The organism is Flagellimonas sp. HMM57 (assembly GCF_021390175.1).
Lineage (GTDB): Bacteria > Bacteroidota > Bacteroidia > Flavobacteriales > Flavobacteriaceae > Flagellimonas.
This window is the reverse complement of record NZ_CP090004.1, coordinates 4,034,372-4,053,233: the sequence shown is the minus strand read 5'-3', so window position 1 is coordinate 4,053,233 and position 18,862 is coordinate 4,034,372. Positions and strand designations below refer to the sequence as shown.

General features: G+C 33.7%; 15 protein-coding genes. 1 reads left to right on the top strand and 14 read right to left on the bottom strand.

Annotated elements, in window-relative coordinates:
• Positions 1–138: 138 nt before the first annotated feature.
• The 7 genes from LV716_RS18005 to LV716_RS17975 all read right to left on the bottom strand — a co-directional run bounded on the left by LV716_RS18005 (position 139) and on the right by LV716_RS17975 (position 9,127).
• The gene (locus tag LV716_RS18005; protein WP_163419162.1) at positions 139–1,311 is read right to left on the bottom strand and encodes a GNAT family N-acetyltransferase; all 1,173 of its coding nucleotides are present in this window, start codon (positions 1,309–1,311) and stop codon (positions 139–141) included.
• A 7-nt stretch (positions 1,312–1,318) separates the two neighbouring features.
• Positions 1,319–2,518, bottom strand: a complete 1,200-nt coding sequence (locus tag LV716_RS18000; RefSeq protein WP_163419161.1) for a GNAT family N-acetyltransferase — start codon at positions 2,516–2,518, stop codon at positions 1,319–1,321.
• 84 nt (positions 2,519–2,602) lie between these two features.
• Positions 2,603–3,805 (bottom strand): GNAT family N-acetyltransferase, encoded by a 1,203-nt coding sequence (locus tag LV716_RS17995; protein ID WP_163419160.1) that lies wholly within the window; start codon positions 3,803–3,805, stop codon positions 2,603–2,605.
• 162 nt (positions 3,806–3,967) lie between these two features.
• Entirely contained in the window at positions 3,968–5,137 is a 1,170-nt protein-coding gene (locus tag LV716_RS17990) for a GNAT family N-acetyltransferase (protein WP_163419159.1), read from the bottom strand.
• 5 nt (positions 5,138–5,142) lie between these two features.
• Positions 5,143–6,321 carry a GNAT family N-acetyltransferase gene (locus tag LV716_RS17985; protein ID WP_163419158.1) on the bottom strand — a complete coding sequence of 393 codons (1,179 nt, stop codon included), beginning with the start codon at positions 6,319–6,321 and terminating at the stop codon, positions 5,143–5,145.
• A gap of 88 nt (positions 6,322–6,409) precedes the next feature.
• Positions 6,410–7,651, bottom strand: a complete 1,242-nt coding sequence (locus LV716_RS17980; protein WP_163419157.1) for a GNAT family N-acetyltransferase — start codon at positions 7,649–7,651, stop codon at positions 6,410–6,412.
• A 327-nt stretch (positions 7,652–7,978) separates the two neighbouring features.
• Complete coding sequence (locus LV716_RS17975) at positions 7,979–9,127, bottom strand: glycosyltransferase family 4 protein (protein ID WP_163419156.1); 1,149 nt, start codon at positions 9,125–9,127, stop codon at positions 7,979–7,981.
• Between the two features lie 277 nt (positions 9,128–9,404).
• Between LV716_RS17975 and LV716_RS17970 the strand changes: the two genes are divergently transcribed.
• Entirely contained in the window at positions 9,405–11,357 is a 1,953-nt protein-coding gene (locus tag LV716_RS17970) for a right-handed parallel beta-helix repeat-containing protein (protein WP_163419155.1), read from the top strand.
• Between the two features lie 93 nt (positions 11,358–11,450).
• Here LV716_RS17970 and LV716_RS17965 read toward each other — a convergent pair whose 3' ends face one another.
• The 7 genes from LV716_RS17965 to LV716_RS17935 are packed head-to-tail and all read right to left on the bottom strand — an operon-like array spanning position 11,451 to position 18,857.
• Entirely contained in the window at positions 11,451–12,455 is a 1,005-nt protein-coding gene (locus tag LV716_RS17965; RefSeq protein ID WP_163419154.1) for a glycosyltransferase, read from the bottom strand.
• 42 nt (positions 12,456–12,497) lie between these two features.
• A complete protein-coding gene (locus LV716_RS17960; RefSeq protein ID WP_163419153.1) occupies positions 12,498–13,352 on the bottom strand; it encodes a beta-1,6-N-acetylglucosaminyltransferase in 855 nt (284 codons plus the stop codon).
• Complete coding sequence (locus tag LV716_RS17955; RefSeq protein WP_163419152.1) at positions 13,345–14,340, bottom strand: glycosyltransferase; 996 nt, start codon at positions 14,338–14,340, stop codon at positions 13,345–13,347. Before LV716_RS17955 ends, LV716_RS17960 begins: the two co-directional genes overlap by 8 nt.
• 17 nt (positions 14,341–14,357) lie before the next feature.
• Entirely contained in the window at positions 14,358–15,461 is a 1,104-nt protein-coding gene (locus tag LV716_RS17950) for an EpsG family protein (RefSeq protein WP_163419151.1), read from the bottom strand.
• An 11-nt stretch (positions 15,462–15,472) separates the two neighbouring features.
• Positions 15,473–16,459, bottom strand: a complete 987-nt coding sequence (locus LV716_RS17945) for a glycosyltransferase family 2 protein (RefSeq protein WP_163419150.1) — start codon at positions 16,457–16,459, stop codon at positions 15,473–15,475.
• The gene (locus LV716_RS17940; RefSeq protein WP_163419149.1) at positions 16,456–17,679 is read right to left on the bottom strand and encodes a polysaccharide pyruvyl transferase family protein; all 1,224 of its coding nucleotides are present in this window, start codon (positions 17,677–17,679) and stop codon (positions 16,456–16,458) included. Before LV716_RS17940 ends, LV716_RS17945 begins: the two co-directional genes overlap by 4 nt.
• The gene (locus LV716_RS17935) at positions 17,676–18,857 is read right to left on the bottom strand and encodes a glycoside hydrolase family 88 protein (RefSeq protein WP_163419148.1); all 1,182 of its coding nucleotides are present in this window, start codon (positions 18,855–18,857) and stop codon (positions 17,676–17,678) included. The genes LV716_RS17940 and LV716_RS17935 overlap by 4 nt, the downstream gene beginning before the upstream one ends.
• Positions 18,858–18,862: the final 5 nt, after the last annotated feature.

Sequence of the window (18,862 nt, the reverse complement as noted above, 5' to 3'; positions counted from 1 at the left end):
CTTAACCTAAATATATCGTTCACATTTTTAAAATATCTCATTGACAGTAATTGAACATGTACATGTTTAGAAAGGCAAGTATAGAATTTTTAAAAGGCCTTGGAGAAATCTACATAACCTATTTTGTCGACAAAAAGTTCATCCCACTTTCTTAAGTTCCATACTTTTATTTATTCCCTTTACAATGTAATATTTGCCTTTTTCTATTTCTAGGATTTCCACTTCTTTCAAACGTTCACGATTTAGATATAGAAAGTCATATATATGTTTCTTTAAGGAGTTGTTCTTCACGTTTTGTGAATCAATTATTGTGAATCCTGTCTTTGGTATTGCATCATCCAGGTAGGTTATCCTATACTTGGTATTTTTTGATTTTGATGCAAGAAGTGCCAAAGATTTAATTTTAAACGATATTAAATTGAGTTTTTTGGATTTTAGATACTCTTTTAAGGAAATTCGCATCGTTTCAATGTTGCCTAGCAATCTTTCTTCTATGGAGTTTTTACCATAGATGACATGATGTTCAAATTGATAGATATTATTGCTCCATCTTCGTTTATAATCCATTCCGCCAACACCCATTTCAAAGCACACATATCCATTGGAGATGCACCATTCCAACTGTTTATAGATTTCAACGTGGCCAAGACCAAATTTGGCATAGTCGATATTGTACGAGGAAACAGCGCTAAAAAGAATAGTGCCAAAATGATAGTTCAAAGAAATCTCTATGGGCAATTCTTCATGATAGATAATAAATAGCGAAGCTTTTCCTGTATTGATTTGATCAAATGTTTTGGACATGAGTTCCGGCCATTTGTACAGATCATTACTATTTTCACCTTTCTGTCCAAATCTTCTAATTATCATTCCCTTCAAGGCTTCCATAATAGAATGGTATTCTTGCCTTGCTATATTTCCATGGATAAACCTGTAGTTGATTTCAAATGATGATTCCAATCTGGTTACATATCTTTTTACCAACTTTCTAAAATTGGCCTTAAACTGTTCATTGATGTACTGGTCCACACTGGAAAAATCTTTTAATAAAATGCTGTAACCCCAATTCTCCTGAAGAATTTTTTTGACTTTAAAAGTTTGGTCCAAGTGTAGTTTAAGTGCCATGTAATTAGGAACTAAACGCATGGAATATACTTTTTCACTGCCCATTTCCCCTTGCTTATTGACATTTGTATTAAGAATCTCCTTTTGCCCAAAACAGGATATCCCTTCAATTACTGATGGCATGGTGTTATTATCGAACACTTCCGAAAACAATTCTATCCGTTGTATTTTGGTAAAGTTTTTCATTCGAAAATCACCCTTCTATTGTTTTGCATTCAATCAATTGACAATGATTTTTGCCCTTTATAAGGAATTCGTTCGTGTTTTTGTTGAAACGGAATACTTTAGTGTCTCTATACGATTCGTGTTTTGAATACAAAAAATCGAAAACAACCTTTCTCAAATAAGAAAATCCGTCAGCTTCCAAGTTGATTTTTGTTTTATTTGAAAGATTGGAGCAATTCTCTGATGGCTCATGCGTCTGTATTTTAAAAACTTTCTGATTTTTATTGACCTTTGTTTTACGGTACTTGTACTTCAATAGGTTTCTGTACCAGATATGTACATTCCATTTTTTCAAAAAATTTAATATCGTAAAATATGTTCCGGTTTTTAACCTTTTCACCGTTGCTATAACCGTGGCAAGCTTATCCCGCGAAAGATAGATGTAGTGAAATTGGTATTTATAGCAGTGGTTGATCCATCTTTTTTTATAGTATAAATATCCTTTTAATAGATCCATGACTTCAAAGCCATTGTCATAGCACCACTCTATGTGTTTGAGCATGTCTATAGTGCCCAAGTTAAAGGCGCTATAGTCAATATCATAGCAACTTACATTGGAAAACAAAATCTTATCATAGACCATGTTCATACAGATATTTATGGGCTTTTCTCCGTTATAAATTACAAATAGGGATGCTTTTTTTTCTAGAATAAGCTCGTAAGTAAGTTCATGGAATTCATCCCAATGCTGTAACTCGTAATTACACTCTTGTTTCTGATCAAAACGTCTATTGAGCATATATTTAAACTCTTGGAACAAAAAATCGTAAGACTTTTTATCAATGTGACCATAATACATTTTATAAGTTACCTCAAAACATAGTTCCAATCTATTGACATATCTTCTAAGTTTTGACCTACTGGTCTTACCAAAATGTTGATTTAGGTATTCATCAAGGTTTTTGTATTTGGTAAAGTCTATCAGATATCCGTCATAGAGCGATACTTTTTTCAGCTTCAAATCATTAAAGGTTTCAGGAAGCTCAACTTGTAAATAATCGGGGACATCTTCAATAATGAAAAGTGTATCTGCTTTTGTAGTTACTGGATAATTATAAATAAGTTCTTTATTGAAGGTATTGAATACCTTTTCATAGAACGGTGAAACCGTTCTTTCCCCTAAAAAGGAAGCCATGAAGTTTTTAACAACAGTTTTTTTGGGGAACATTTGATTGATTATTAGTTTTTTTTGATAAGCTATGTTTTTAAAATCATGAGTTATGCGACTTCAAATTTCAGTCAGCATTTATGGCTATTTGGACGCTACCACAATTTTTATTGCCTCTTTACTATTATGAATATAGAAAATATTCGAATTTATTTCATCTTTCAAAACACTAACGGTGCTACTATGGCATTTATTGGAATATAAAAAGTCATTCAAGGGTTTTTTAAGAAATGCATGTTCAATATTGCCCATATCTACTTGTGCGGTTACCTTCTCGGGGACTCTGTTGATTCTGGCTATTGCCAATCGTCTTTGGTCATACGATTTAGTTTTTCTATAGTACTTTGAAGCTCTATAACTCCTGTATTGGGTATGTATATTAAAGTGTTTGACCCAGCGAGCAAAACGATATAAAAGTTCATATTTTTTTATGATGCCCAGTGCGACCCATTTTATAATGATTGACTTTTCATCGTAAACAATGTATTTCTGAAAAAAATACTCTCCGTCTACCCATTTGGCCTTATAATCATAATCTCCTTTTAGAAAATCAAAAATTTCAAAATGGTTGTCAAAGCACCATTCCAATTGTTTTATTAAATCTATAAAGCCTACGGAAAATTTCGCATAATCAATATCATGTGTTTTTATGCAACCGTAAACAACAGTATCATAAATAAGGTTTAAGCAGATGCTTATTGGTTTTTTGCCATCATATAAAACGGATAGGTACGCTTGTTTGTCAAGAATAAGCTTATATGCAATGCTTTGGTAGATGTGCCAGTGCTCAAGTTCATCATTGATTATTCTTTTTTGTATAGATCGCTTTTCCAGCATTTGTCGAAATTCTTTGAACAGAAAATCATAGGTGGTTTTGTCGATATCCCCATAAAAAATTTTAAAGTCGGTAGAGAAGGAAAGCTCCAATCTCTTTTGGTATCCTCTAAATTGAGCTCTTCTTTTAGAAGTAAATCTATTTTGAAGGTAATCGTCAATATCGGTATAGTCTTTAAGATTAATGAGGTATCCTTTGTACATGTCCACTCTTTTAGCTGTTATTCCCGTACTTTCAGAATGGAGATTGCCCAAGAGGTAACCGGGAACATCAAAGACAGTGTGGATTTTTTTTTCGAAGAAATTGGTGTAGGAGGTAGGTCTGTTATAAATTTTGCGGTTGAGTAACGTATTGTATATATCTGGAAAGAAAGCAGCGGTTGAACGTTTTTCTAAAAAATGAAGCAAAAAGTCTATTGGTTCAGGTATGATATTTCTCAAAAACGTAAACATAGATACTATATAAATGTAAAGAATGGATTTTTGATATCAGTAAAAAACCAATATATTTTAAGTATGGTTCTCGTATTATGAACTTTTTTTGAAAGTGAAAGATAATTCAGTCTGTAAAGAATTAACCAATATCATTAAAATGCACAACCACGCTACTTTGTTTCATATTGTGGTCTTTACCAGTTCAATCTTGTTTTTTCCACTAAAAATGTAGCTTCCTTTCTCCGAACTTATTTCAAATACCTTCAGGTCATCGTACCTTTCTTTGTTGGAAAACAAAAAATCGTTTGACATACGTTTGATTGTCCTTTTATCATTGATGTCAATTTCCTTTAAATCGGCATACCCATTTAAGTTTTCTATATTTTTCTTAATGTAGCGCAACGAAGCATTACTTTTGGGTACGGTTTTATGTTTCCCAAACTTTTTTATTTTGACGCCAATATGCTTTAAAAATAGATGTACATGTTTTGTTTTTAAAAACTCCTTTGTTTTGACGCTACAGTACTCGGTTTTTCCCTTAATTGCAGCGAACCATTTTTTTTTATAAAAGATCAAGTGCTCAAAATTGTACATATAATTGCTCCAAGCCCTCTTATAATCCAAATCTCCATAACCGAGCTCCAATACTTGCTGTTTATTGGAGTAGCACCAACCAATTTGCTCGTAGATAGCCGTATTGCCCAAACCAAATTTTTGATAATCGATATCATAAGCTGTGATACCTGCATGTACAATATGATTAAAATGATATTGTAACGAGATTTGTATGGGTTCTGAATTATGGTAAATTGCAAACAAAGAAGCTTTTTTATTAAGAATAAGATTGTAGACCAAATTTTCCAGTTCCTGCCAGTTCGATAATGTTTTGTTGACTTCTTTACGTTGCTCAAAACGCCTTGTCAACATCAGCCTTAAATTGGTCATGAGAAAAACATAAGTTTTCTTTGGAATATCCCCATAATATTTTTCATAACTGGTATTAAGACAGGTGTCCAATCTCTTTTTTAATTTTAGTATGTTATTGGACCGTTTTTTAAATTGATGTTTTACATAGTCGTCCACATCGGTAAATCCATTTAGCTGAATGGCGTATCCTTTATTCTCTTGGATAACACGTTTCATGTTAAAAGATTTGTCCGTTGAAATTTTTATGTAGTTGGGTACCAACCTAACAGAATATAGATTTTTATTCCCAATCTTATTTCTATTAGGGTTTTCTACCTTAAAGAATGTGTCATTATTCTTCTTATAAGCAATTCCCGTAATAAATGACGGTATAGTTCCCTTATCAAATAGTTCATCAAAAAAATTGATCTTCGCCAATAGCATTGCTTTTACTTTTTAAAATCGACCTTACAAATCTTGCTTACTTTTTTACCCAGTATATAGTATTCGCGGTCACTATTGAAATTTTGATAAACTTTTATATCATCCACATGTTCCAAGTTGGTATACAAAAAATCGTATACCATCCGACGGATAAACGTATTTTTGGTATTCTGAAGGTTTACTGCTTTTTTTGGCAATATTGTTTCATTTGACAGATCATGAAAGCTAAAGGATATAGGTTCTTGGGATGCATTCAAATACCTTCTGACCGTTTTCTTTAGATTTTTGACATGAAGATGTACATTCTTGGAAATCAAGTAATTTTTGGTTCTTACTTTGGTGTTTGTGATAGAAGAGACAAGCTTTCCAATAAGCGATTTCTTTTCATAAAGAAGAAACTGCTCAAATAAATAGGTTTTGTTGCACCATCTATTTTTGTACTCCAAATCGCCCCAACCCATGTCAAAATAGTGATAATCATTTTCAAAACACCAAATCAGTTGTTTGTAAATTTCAACATGTCCCAATCCAAATTTGAAATAGTCTATGTCAAATGAGGATATTGCACTATAAAAAATCTTGTCCCTGTGATAATTTACAGATATTTCTATAGGTTCATTGGCATTGTATATTACAAAAATAGATGCCCTGTTTTGTTTTATCAATCCATAAGTGGCATTCAAGGTTTCGTTCCATTGTGCTAACTGTTTGCTGGTTTCGTTACGTTGTTTAAATCGTTTTTTTATCATGGTCAACAACGAATCAAAAAGACGGTCGTATTCTTCTTTGGTTATATTGCCATGGTACAAATGATATTTTATGGGAAAAGATGTTTCTAAACGTTTAATGGACCTTCTTATATTTTTGGCATTCTTCTTAAATTTCAATTTAACATAAGAGTCCACTTCTTCTATGTGGGTTAAATCTATCGCATACCCTTTAACCAATTGGTGCTTTACGGTTTTAAAATTTGTATCTTTTTTTAGTGTTGTCTTCAAATAATTGGGAACGTAGGTTACTTCCAACAGGGCAGGAGAGCTAGTTTCATCCTTGTACGGTTTTTCATCTCGATAAATTTCTTTGTCCAAATCAGCATAAGAGATGGATTCATAAAACTTTGGGACACCGTTCTCTCGCTCGAGAAAACTGGAAAAGAAATTATGTGAAACTTTCTTTAGTGACATTATTTGATTAGGTTGATCAGTATTGTATATACGATATTGTCCGTGGGTTTATAAACTTTATATTCAAGGTCATACTTTTAAAGTAGGGCTATTTTGTTACAGCTATTTTTTGTTGTTTTATTCCTTTTATCAAATAGGAAGATGACAAATCGATTTGATACACTTTAACATCAGTTTTACGCTCCGAACTCAGAAAAAGAAACTCATATACTTTTTTCTTTAAGTTGTCAATTCCTGATTCATATGGGTCTATTTCGGTAAGTTTATTTTCTGGGTATGGGTCTTCTAATTCCATAAGCTGGTATTCAATAGCTTTTGTTCTATTGTCGTACCCCTTGTTCCTCAGAAAAAAGGTAAGCTTATTGAGCTTTTCATTTATGTTCTTTTCCCTTAAGAATTGTTTTAATTTGAAAAAGATGGTCAGGCAATTAGCCAATATAACAGCTACCAAGGATTTTTTGTCATAAAGCACATGATATTCAAATTGATATTCTAAATTGCTCCAGCTTTTTTTATAATCATAATGCCCCTTAGAAAAATCCAACTTTTTTACACCATGCTTCAAACACCAGTCTACAAGGCCCATTATGGCAACAGAGCCAAGGTGAAATTTTGAATAATCTATATCAAAACTACGGATAACGTCATATAACGTTTCATCCGAATTGTTATGAAGTGATATTGCAATCGGTTTTTCCCCATCGTACGTAACATAAAGTGAGGCTTGACCGTCTAGCATCATCTGGTAAGTCACTTCTTTGTAGAATTCCCATTCTTTAGTGTTCAAATTGTTGTTGGTCTGTCTTTTATCTTCAAAGCGTTTTACCAAGAGCCTCTTAAAATGGGTAAAAAGATGATTGTACATATCTTTTGAAATTTCTCTACCATACATGACATGCCTAATTTTGAAACAGGTCTCTAAACGTTTTTTGTAGCGGTTCATTTTTTGCTTACTCCGCTTGCTTAAGGTTGTGGTTAGATATTGGTCTAAAGTGGTGTAGGGAGTTAAATCAATAAGGAAACCTGAATATTTCTTTACTTTTTTTACAGTCAACGTATTTTCCTTGAACTCGGGCTCATCTATTCTATATGTTGGCACATCGTAGACCAAAAAGACCTTTCTACGAAAGGAAGCCGTATTTTCATTTTGTAATTTATAAGTGACTCCTTTTGTATTGGTTTTGCCTACATTAAAATAAAGCGGCAGGAGTGAATGTTTTACGAAAGACAAGTTTTCTATAAAAGAAAATTTCAACCCTTTTTTATTCGGACCAAAATGTTGCATCCAAATATTGGTAAAAGGGTACGTTGTAAATGGATTCTTCTCCATAAAGTTGCGAGCTACTTGTACTTCTGAGTTTGTTATGGTTGGATTACTTGGGAATACGTATTCACTTAACGTTGGGGTTATACTATAAAACTGTTATCATGCTTTACTATAATAGTATTTTATGTTCCTAAAATTAGTCGCAAAAATAAGGGAACCTTAAAATTTTAAAAATAAAACCGTCAATTACACTTTTAACTCGGTAAGTGAAAAATATATTAAGTAAATCAGAACGATGTTATTTTACTATACTCAGCTGTTAAATACGATGCTGGGAATTTTTTGAAAAACAAATAATGCATACAATACTCATAAAAGAGTGTATATTTTTTAGTCTAAACTGCGATATTCTTCTAACAGTTTCTCCCAAACAAAGTCTTGTTTGTACCTAGATGCAATGAGCTCATAGCACTCTTCAGGGTCGTATATAACCGTTTTATCAATCATTTCCTTCATTTTTTGATGAAGTACGGTAGCATTCTTCACAGGTACTAACGTTCCATTGCGACCTTCAATGATAATTTCATTACAACCGCTTATATCGGTTACAATACTCGGTAACTTCATTGCACCTGCTTGTATTACGGTATTTGGAAACCCTTCTCGATAACTTGGCAGTACCATGCAATCTGAAATGGCGAAAAACGGACGCACATCATCTTGCCAACCAGTACAGATAACATTATCGTGGTTGACTATAACCGCTTCTGTTTCTGGAAGTATGGGATCTAGCTCCCTTTCATAATCGCCGAGCACTAACAAAATCGCATTGCTATTTGTCTCCAGTAATTTTTTAAATGCGCCAACTAACTCGTTTATGCCCTTGTCCCGCACGATTCTACCCGCAAAGAGAAAAACAAAATCACTGTCCTTGATGTCCAATTTTTGTTTAAGTTCTTGTTTTTCATCGGCATTGTATCGACTGGCGTCAAAAAAATCCAGATCAATACCATTGACATTACCGTTTGCTATGACTTTAAGGGTTTTAGAAGTAATTTTAAATTTTTCAAGGTCTTTCTTCACGCCTTGCCCCTCTGGATATACGCGGGTGGCACAAAAACACAGAACCCTGTCCATAACGATCAACAACTTTTGCATGGCCCCGGTTTTAGTTGGAAAAATTAGACCGGTAAACGTATGTAGCCTATGGGGAACACCTGCGAAATAAGCAGCCATCATTGTTAACAGTCCGGCCTTTGGTGTCATGGAATGGACAATATGGGGCCTTTCCCTTTTAAAGAGCCTGTAAAGGTTCCATACAGATTTTAAATCTTGAACTATACTTATTGAGCGTGCCATTGCCAAAGGAAATACCGCAATACCTTCTCGTTTACCTACTTTTTCCAAAGTATCATCAGTAGTCGAAGCTACTGCACTTACAGAATAGTATTGGGACATGTATTTAAGTTGGCCTTTCAAAAGGCCACCAATGGATGCGGCAATGGTGGCAGTGCGCATCAGTTTTTTTTTCTCTTCCATCGATTAAAAAATGCAAAAATAGGTAAAAATGGAAGCAATGACGATCAGAAAAAATTATTGAGGAAAAAAATAATTTTTTTGAATGAATTTAATTAACTGATATTCAATTACTTGAATATTATTTTTAATAAATTGTTTAATAACTTAAAAATATAAAAGTCCAAAAGGATAGTATAATACGTAAGTTAGAATATCGTATTTCATCGAAAAAATAACGCATTTTAACGGAAGTTCAATATTTATTATGATTTTTACGTTAGTTTTTAAACCCCAAATTATGAGAAACTTACCTGTCTCGATTAAACACACACACTTTTCTTTTTTAAAATTGACACTTTTTTTCTCCCTAGTACTCATGTTGTTCACTTCTTGTTCCCAAGAAGATATTTTTTTGGATGCTATCATTCAAAGTGAGGATGAAGTTGCCGACGAAGGTACTGATGATGGAAATTCAGATGGAGAGGATTCCACTGATGGTGATGCCAACAAAGGGGACTTTGGTGAGATTAATTCAACCCCATGTGCTTTCAGTTTGGATAATTTATCTCCCAATGAAACTTTGGTTATCGACTGTACACTTGATTTAAATGGACAGACAACTATTTTGCCTCGTGACGTCACCCTGCAATTCAATGGTGGAGAGATAGTGAATGGTATATTACGTTTTAATGGCGGTACCATAGACGGTAAACTGTTAAACCATACCTTGGACATTCAGGGAACTGCAGAATTATCGGAGACAAACTTTTTCTTCTATCCAGAGCGTTGGGATGTAAAGCAAGGTACTGTATCGCAGGACGAGGCCAGCGCAAATAGAGAGGGTATCAATTATTCAATAGAGCAAGTCAGTAAATTAAAAGGCTCGGTTTTTTCTTTAGACAAATTCGATGCATACTTTTATGGAGATTTTTTTACTACTGATCCGAAGAATAGTTATGAAAGTAATTCAATAAAAATTCCTTCGAACTTTCATTTTAAAATGAGTTCGAATACCTATTTAAGAACATATCAAACTAATAACCCTGCACCACGTCTTATTGGTATATATAAAGGGGATAATGTTGTTGTCTCGGGTGGTAACCTTATTGGAGATCGTTATTCTCATGACTATTCCCCTGTGAAAGATTGGCTAGATGTAGATAGGAATTCTCATGAATTCGGAACTATATTGTCCATAAAAGGAGGCGATAATATAGAAATTAATGGAGTAATTATTGAGGAAGGTACAGGAGATGGTATTGGAATTGGAGGTTCAACTATCCGTAATGCAGATGGAACGGTAAGGCCTAATGAGGTTTTAGCTACCAATGTAAGAATTGTGGGATGTACAATAAATGATTGCAGAAGAAATAATTTAAGTGTAATAGATGGTGATGGTGTATTGATTGAAAATAATATAATTTCAGATGCAGGGGGTATTCGAAATGGTATATCGTCTGATCAAGCAAGTATAAGCGGTATTAATCCCCAGTTTGGTATAGATTTAGAAGCATATAGAGAGCGTGATGCAAATAATGAACTTATCGAGTATGAAAGAGTTGAGAACGTTACCATAAGAGGAAATAAATTTACTGGTAATTTCAAAGGAGATATTGTCATTTTTACAGCCAATGATGTACTTATCGAGAATAATGAAATGGATAATATAGTTGGTGGTAAAGCGGCGTTTAATTGTAAAATTCTTAATAATAAGATTATTGCAAGAAGTAGTGGTGTTGAAACTTCGATAGGAGTTGGTTTTGGGGAATTGATTATAAACGGTGAGGATTTAGTTTACAACAATGAAATAAGTGGAAATACTATTTCCGGGTTTGATACCGCAATTTCTCTAGGGGGAGTGGATATGAAAGTTAGCAATAATACCTTAAGAGATTTTGATGAGGGAATATTTTTCAAAAATGTAAGAAATGCTGAAGTCCATGATAACAATATGGATAGCAACAGGAATATCGCTTGGGGTTATATCACTATAAATGGCAATGTAAGGAATGTCAACGTTTTTGATGATATAGTCAACGTTACGCATAAAACAATCAATTTTATGGGACTAAATAAAGACTACAACGATGGTAACATAACATTTAGGAACGTAGATTTCAAGTCCAAGAATAATAGAAGTTTATATCTTGAAAATGCTAGATTTATAACTGTCAGGGATAGCAAAATTTCTTTTGGGGTAGAAAACGTCAATTCAACAGGTATCGAACTAATCAATAATACCATACAATAAGTTGATCGTTGCTAAAGCAAGCCTGTGGAATAATATTTAATCAAAAATATCTTTCAAACAAATAAAAGAAGAATTGAAAATTCTTCTTTTATTTTACTTTTTATAGGAATTGTACTTCTTAAGCATAAGAAGGAATGGATTTCGAATAAGGCTGGGGAGATTAAAAATAGTAGATAAGGTTTTGTATTTTAACCCTTGATAATCTGCACCCGGAAACCCAGTCAATGGATATGCGCCGTAAGTATTAAACTTAGTCAATAGTTTTCCGAGCTCCTTAAAGTCCATGTTCGAGTGTGTAAATCTTAGTAAAAGAAAGAAGACATGGCTCTGTTGTCTGTTGCGTAATCTTATTTGACATTTTTTATGATTTGTTTTCTGCAATAGATAGTGTAATTGTTCTATTGCAAAACCCATATCGTACATATGTTTTTTAATATGTCCAGGGGTTCTTTTATTTGACACAGATTCAAGATTTCTAACATACCTGTGTACGTCCATTGGTACATACCCAATTTTTTCAGCTTGGAGAAACAACGAAGGTGTAAAATAGGTGTCTTGGACAAATTTTCTTGGGTAGAAGGATAATAGAGTTGCCTTAAAAAAGTCCTTTTTGACTATATACCACCAAACTTCTGTGCGATAATTAAAATTACCTATAAATTCTTCACCAGTATAAGCAGCAACTTTTGAATTTAAATCGAAATCGTTAATGTTTTCCGAAACATTGAGTGTGAGTAACTTTGTGTTTTGAGTTTTAAAACCAAGAATTTCCAGCTCATTATTAATTAATATAGCCATAAGTGTACCCAATACATTTTCTGCTATATAATCATCTGAGTCAATAAAATACAAATAATCTCCTTTTGCTTTTTTTATGGCTGCGTTTCTAGCTGTTCCTATCCCCCCATTTTCCTGATGATATAAATAAATATTAGGATATTGCTTTATAAATGTTTCTACAATACGTTTACTGCCATCTGTGGAGCCATCATTAACGATAATTATTTCAATGTCTTGATAGTCTTGCTTTACCAAACTATTCAAACAATTACCGATATATTTTTCTGCATTGTAAAGTGGAATTATGATACTTAACATTATACAATGTTTTAATTAAAAGAGAATTTGGTTGTAACTATCTTATTTCCCATCAACCAAACGTTGAATTATTGCAAAATCTTTATTGGAATTAAATTTTCTAGCAAATAAAGCATTACTCGATTTTATCTTGGTATAATCATCAGAAGTTAGCGTTCTGGGAAATTCTGGACCAGTGTTCCAATCTATATAGCGCAAATCATCGTTGATTACTTTTTCTTTAAATATAGAATTCATTACAATACTTTGTATCCATATTTCATCTGTAGCCCTTGAATATTTTAATTTTTTGAAATAATCCGGATACTTTTTCAAAAAATCAAAAATATGGCTCACACTTTCACCGGTTAAGTTTAACCAGTTGGAACCTGCATAATAGTCGATGGGGTAACGTTTACGTTTTATACCTAGCATCCTCTGTAGTACAAGTGTCGTTCTACCTAGAATTTTAGCTGTTTTTCTATGGTTTATTCTCATGAACCAATAGCGGTCCAATCGATCAAAACCATAATTAAACCCCCACGTTTTTATGGGCAAAGGGTTGGCATACATGTAGATACTATCCTTATTTTCTTTAAAAAAATCTTTAATATACTGATTGCTCTTTATTGGTAGGTCATCGCCACTAATATAGCAATAGCGTTCATACTTGTGTTGTGTATAAGCCTTTTCCAATATATGGTTCATATTAAGGATTTGGCTAAAATCACCCCAATACACGGCAACCTCTTTATAGTAGAACACATTTTTGGCTTGTGGGAGTTCATCGATTTGTAAATCGGATTTTTTATCGATCTGTACATAAACATCAAAATCTGGTTGAAGGTGTTGTACCAACAAGCTAAGTTGCTCTGGATTATGATGTGCTAAAATGAGAATGGCAATGGTATTAGGCATCTTTATTCGGTTTAAGTTGCACCATCACTCTGGTCACGATTAAAAAAAGTCTTTTCCGGTTTGCGAAACGAAGAAACCATTGCTTATCGCTAGTTTCTGCGGCAAATGATGTTGGGTAAAGTTTTTCCTCTTCCAGTTTACCTAAAATATCTTTTGCAATGGCAATATCCTTGGTTTCCTTACATACCCGTAACAGCATGGTCGCAATGAGGGAACTAACGCGTCGCTTTAATGGAATATAGGCTCTGGAGTTTTCGGTTACCGTTTTCTCCGTAAAATTATTGATTGCGGTCAATACCGTAAAAATGTCATAAATCATTTTTTTGATTTTTGCAGTATTTGAACTGCGGGTAATTGAACCTGCACGTTGCAAAAACTTAGCGGCAATGGTATCAATGGCCATGATTCGCTGTGCTAAAAAAACTGCACGGGTATTAAACTCAATATCTTCTATATAGACCCTGGGCATGAACTGAAGTCGATGTTGGTCTAAAAAGCCCTTTCTGTATAGTTTATTGCAAGCGGAACTTATGTAGTGCACTTGTTCCAAGTATCTTTCTCCATCCAGAACTTTACCATTGCTACTTGTGGATGCGGTATACGTTACTTTTCCATCATCCGTAATTCCTTGTGCTCCAAATTCTAAAATGTCAAGCCCATTGTTTTCAGCATGCCCTGCCAAATTATTTATACAGTTGGGAATTATCGTATCATCGGCATCTACAAATAGGATATATTTTCCTTGTGCTTCTAACATTCCTGTATTTCGCGCTCCGCTAAGCCCCTGATTTTCTTGGGTGATCATACGAAGGTTTGAATATTTTGTCAGAAGCTCCTCTAAAATGGCAGCACTCCCATCCGTGGCCCCATCATTGATTGCCAAAATCTCATATTCGTTGTCATCGATATCTTGATTAACCAAACTTTCAATACAAGTCTTTATATAATCTTCAACATTGTAAACGGGTACTATAATACTTAACAACATAAATTTTAAAATAATGGTTATCCGCGATATTGATAATAGTAATGCATAAAAAAGGTAAAGGCATAATATAATACTACCACAATACCTACCTTTTTAAAGTGTTGCGGCCATATTTGAGTCTTAAGAATAGGATAAATAACCACAATGCCCATTAAGAACCAAGATAGGTATGCAAAACGGTTAGAAAAATTTGCCCGTATAATCATAATCCAAAAGGCGTTAGCTACAATATAGGTATGGAGAATCTGTTTGTAAAAAGGATCATTAAAGCCCTTTTTAAAAATATAATGGAAGGCCAAAGCCAAAGGAGCGGCACTATACAATAGAAAGTCAAAACGGAATCCAGTAGAGCTGAATTTACTAGGGTCTGCGGTACCGGATAGATAGCCTGCCAAGCGGTCGTCACCAAATCCCAAACTAGTAAACAGACTTATCCATACACCGCCCATAGAGATAGAAAGCAAAATACCCAAAACCCAGAAGAAATAATACTTTTGGGTATCCTTTAAAAAAAACGTAACTCCAAAAGCTGCTAAAGGAAGCATCATACTTTTATGGAACATAAAGGAAAGAAAGAAAAAAACTATCATAACAATTTTATTCTTTTCTTGGTATGAAAGTGCCAAAACGAACAAAGACGTAGCCATTCCATTACGAATACCATTAACACCATAGGTCCAGAAAGAAAAAGACGCTATCAGAACTAAAAAAGCAAAAAGGTAATATTGCGGAAACCAGTTTTTAGAAGCTATAAACAATGGGATAACATAGATACAGGCACTTATAAAAAAGAAGCCTTCCACATTTGTTATCTGGGTACATAGCAGCATAAAATATTCAAAACCTGCGTCACCTTTACCAATTTCCAATAATCCCAAACGAATCTGCTCAAAGGTTTGTGCATAGGTCATCATGTCCACAAATTCTCCATGGATGGGCCTAGTGCCAATATAAAGCAGTACAAAGAGTAGAAGCAAGATCCCAAAGAAGCGATTAAAATGAAATACCTTAACATCCGTAGGTTTTAAAACTAGTGTGTGGAAGTAGGTAATACCACATGCCAAGAGGATTATATTGACATAAAATTCGGAATATTGTTCTATAGGTATAAAATCAAACATAGTACTTAATCTTAAGCGATAAACTGTTTTTTGATTTTATGAAAAACACTTCTGGGCAGATAATAGCGCAAATAGAATACTGTAAGGCTCTGGTTCAACAAACGAAGTTTTGCCGATTTCTCCAGTATTCCAGGCACAGAACGAATATGTTTTAATACAATAGAGCTCCAAAACCCAAAACGTTGATACAGACTGGCTATTGTAATTCTGTAAAACGAGCTTTCTATTGCCCATACACTAGCATCTTGGAGATATGTTTTAAATGTCTTTGGTTCCAATTCTTCCGCAAACTGGTAGATAAGTATGTTGGCCTTTATTAAATGCTCCACATGTTTATTGGAATACACTGTTGTAGCTCCATCCTGCCTACCCAATCTATAATTGTATCTGTGCAATTCAAAACTTTGGAATCTTTCTGTTTTTGAGAATAGACGAACCATAAACTCCTTATCTTCACAAAAAGAAAGTTCAGTATTGAACCTTATTTGGCTTGCTTTAAGAAGTTTTGCGGAAACACAATACAGCCATGGGAAAAAATCACTTGTTTTTTTAGATAAAAGAAAGTCTATCCCACGTATACTTTTTTCATCATTTTCCAACTCTGATGATTCTAAAACAATTCCTTGGTCGTCTACCTTATGATATCCAAATTTTCCGATTTCTAGATTATTGGAGCTCATTTTTTCGTATATGGACCCCAAGGTATTTTTTTCCAACCAATCATCACCATCAACAAATAGAATATACTTTCCCTTTGCTTTTTCTATGCCTAAATTTCTTGCACTGCTTACACCTTGGTTTTTTCTTTCGAAAAGTAGTAAGTGCTTATTATGGGATATAATTTCCCTAACTATCTCTCCGGTTTTATCTGTGGAACCGTCATTTATTATCAATACCTCATATTCCTTTACATCTAAATCTTGATCCAAAACGGATTTTAAACAATTATAGATATAACGTTCCAAGTTATAGGCCGGTATAATTATGGAAATTTTCATTTTAGATTTGACACGACATCATTTAAGGCAGTATTTACCAATTCCTGTTGCTCTTTAACTTTGGTTTCAATCTCTGACGTAAGTAAAGTATACTCATTTAAGATATACTTTACCTTGTCAAGAATTATATTGGCAATCTCACCATTTTCCCAGAGCTTGGGGTCATTTGCTTCGATTATAAGATCGTTCCTGCCTAAATTATCTCCTATAACACCTCTATATTTTACACTATAAGAAAGAGATATAGAGGGTTTTCCCATTTGAAATGTCGACACGGAAGCGTGCATTCGACCTGTTACGGTAAAAATACCGTTGCCCAATATAAAACGTGCTGCGGCTTGAAGCACTTTGTCTTTTATGAACACAAGATTTTCAGTTTTACCGTCTAGGTATTCCTCAAATTTTTCCAATATACCGGCCTCATCTCCATGGGGTGGAAAAGTATGTGCTAAAAAGCAAATTTTCTTGTCACTTAGCTCTGGTATTGATTTTAGAAGGTCTATAAGCCTTTTATAACTGTTAAAGTACTTAGAGATATCATCCGTATAATATTTGCCTACAAGTCCAGATATTACGATATTAATGTATTGACCAGACTGTAGACCATAAGTTTTTAATATTTCAGCTTCGTAGATTTTATCATGTTGTAGAGGCAAATCCAGAAAAGCTAAATCTCCACTTAGTACCATGTTCTTTTTGATTCCCATGTCTTTTTCCAGATATTCATAACAGAATCTATCCCTAGTAAAGATTTTACATCTTCTGGCCATTTTCTTGAAAGTGAGTCTGTTTAACCAGAATTTAAATGGACCAATACTTTGTCCCAATAGCACAACTTTTGTTTTGAAAGACCATGAATAATAGTTTAAAAATAGTGGCCAAACATGTTTTCCATAATATTCAGATAGGTCATCACCACCTAAAACAATCATCATATCAAAGAGTTTTGCTTGGTCATTGGATACGATGTTATATAAATTGTAAAAACGGTCCAAAATACGGAATGGGCTATCCTTATATTCTTTTTTAAACACTTTTAAGGAAATATCTTTATCAAGCTCTCTTACAATTTCTGGCATATCTGCATATTCGTCAAAATCTGAATAGAACTCAACGTCTCCGTCGAAAGCCTCGTTTAATTTCTTAATGGTTACAAGTCCCATCATACCGGAACCGTAATTATTTAGATTTTTAAAATTTTTTATTAAAATCCTTTTCATGATGAAATATTAGTGTTTTTTGATAAAATTGACAATAATAACCCTTGGGTGAGTTCAGAATGTCCATATTCCCTTGAGTATATATTGATGTCTTCCGTATCCCCCGAGGTAAAATCTACAAGACCATTTTTTGAAGTCAATGGTTTGATAAATGTATAAAATGCATTATCATCAAAACTATAGTCCGCTATGTTAAGAGAGTAAATTAGCATACATGAAACTGAAGTGTCTGTATGCCATTTTTTTGATATACCCAAGAATTGCCCCCAATGGTGGTTGTTTTTAAATTTTTCCAGCTGTACATTCAAATTATCCATTTCTTTTTTGAGATATGGATATTTTGGATTGTTTTGCTCAGAAGTGTAGGCAAGAGCAGCAGATAATCCTAACATGTACCAACCTAAGCCTCTTCCCCAATTACTCGATCCTATTGGCGTCAGTGTTTCTAATTCGATACCATGGAACGGAAATTTGGAAGCCGCAAGTCCATTTTTCATGTAATATAATAGTTGATCGTTCGCCAATGTGGTCAAATCTGGTCTATTGAATGTTTTTGCATAAAGATATAAGAAGGGGCAGACCATACCGAGGACATCAACATAGTGAAAGTCTTTGCCTTTGCGATAAAGTATGATGTTATGTTTTTTGTGTATGGAATTGGTGACATATTCCAAAATAAGATCGCTGGCCAACTTATACTCATTTTTTTTTGTCCTATTAAATAGTTTTAGTAGAACCACTCCCATAGAAACCTGATCTACATAACCAATTTTAATGTCACCATTATTTATGCCTTTTACAAAAGGGGAAAGAATTTTTTCGATATGCACAAAAAGGCTTTCATCATTTCTCCGTTCAGCAAAATCATAAATGCCATTAATCAAAAAAGCTCTTGGGAAGCTATTTTTCAATCGGTTGTTTTTTCGTAGCTTCAAATAAAACAAACGAACAAGAACGATCGGGAAATAGGTGTTATCTGCCAAAGACATTTTTGGGGTTTCATTTTTAGAGATACGCAAAGCCGCTTTTAACACACCGGTTTCATAGTATTGCAAAGGGGTTTTTTTATCGTACATAAAAAAACGTCTTCTAAGTTTTACAATAATGTAAGGATGTATTTCTACAGAATAGAACAATAGGATTAGTATAAGTAAAATGAATAGTATAACTAGTAGCATGAAAA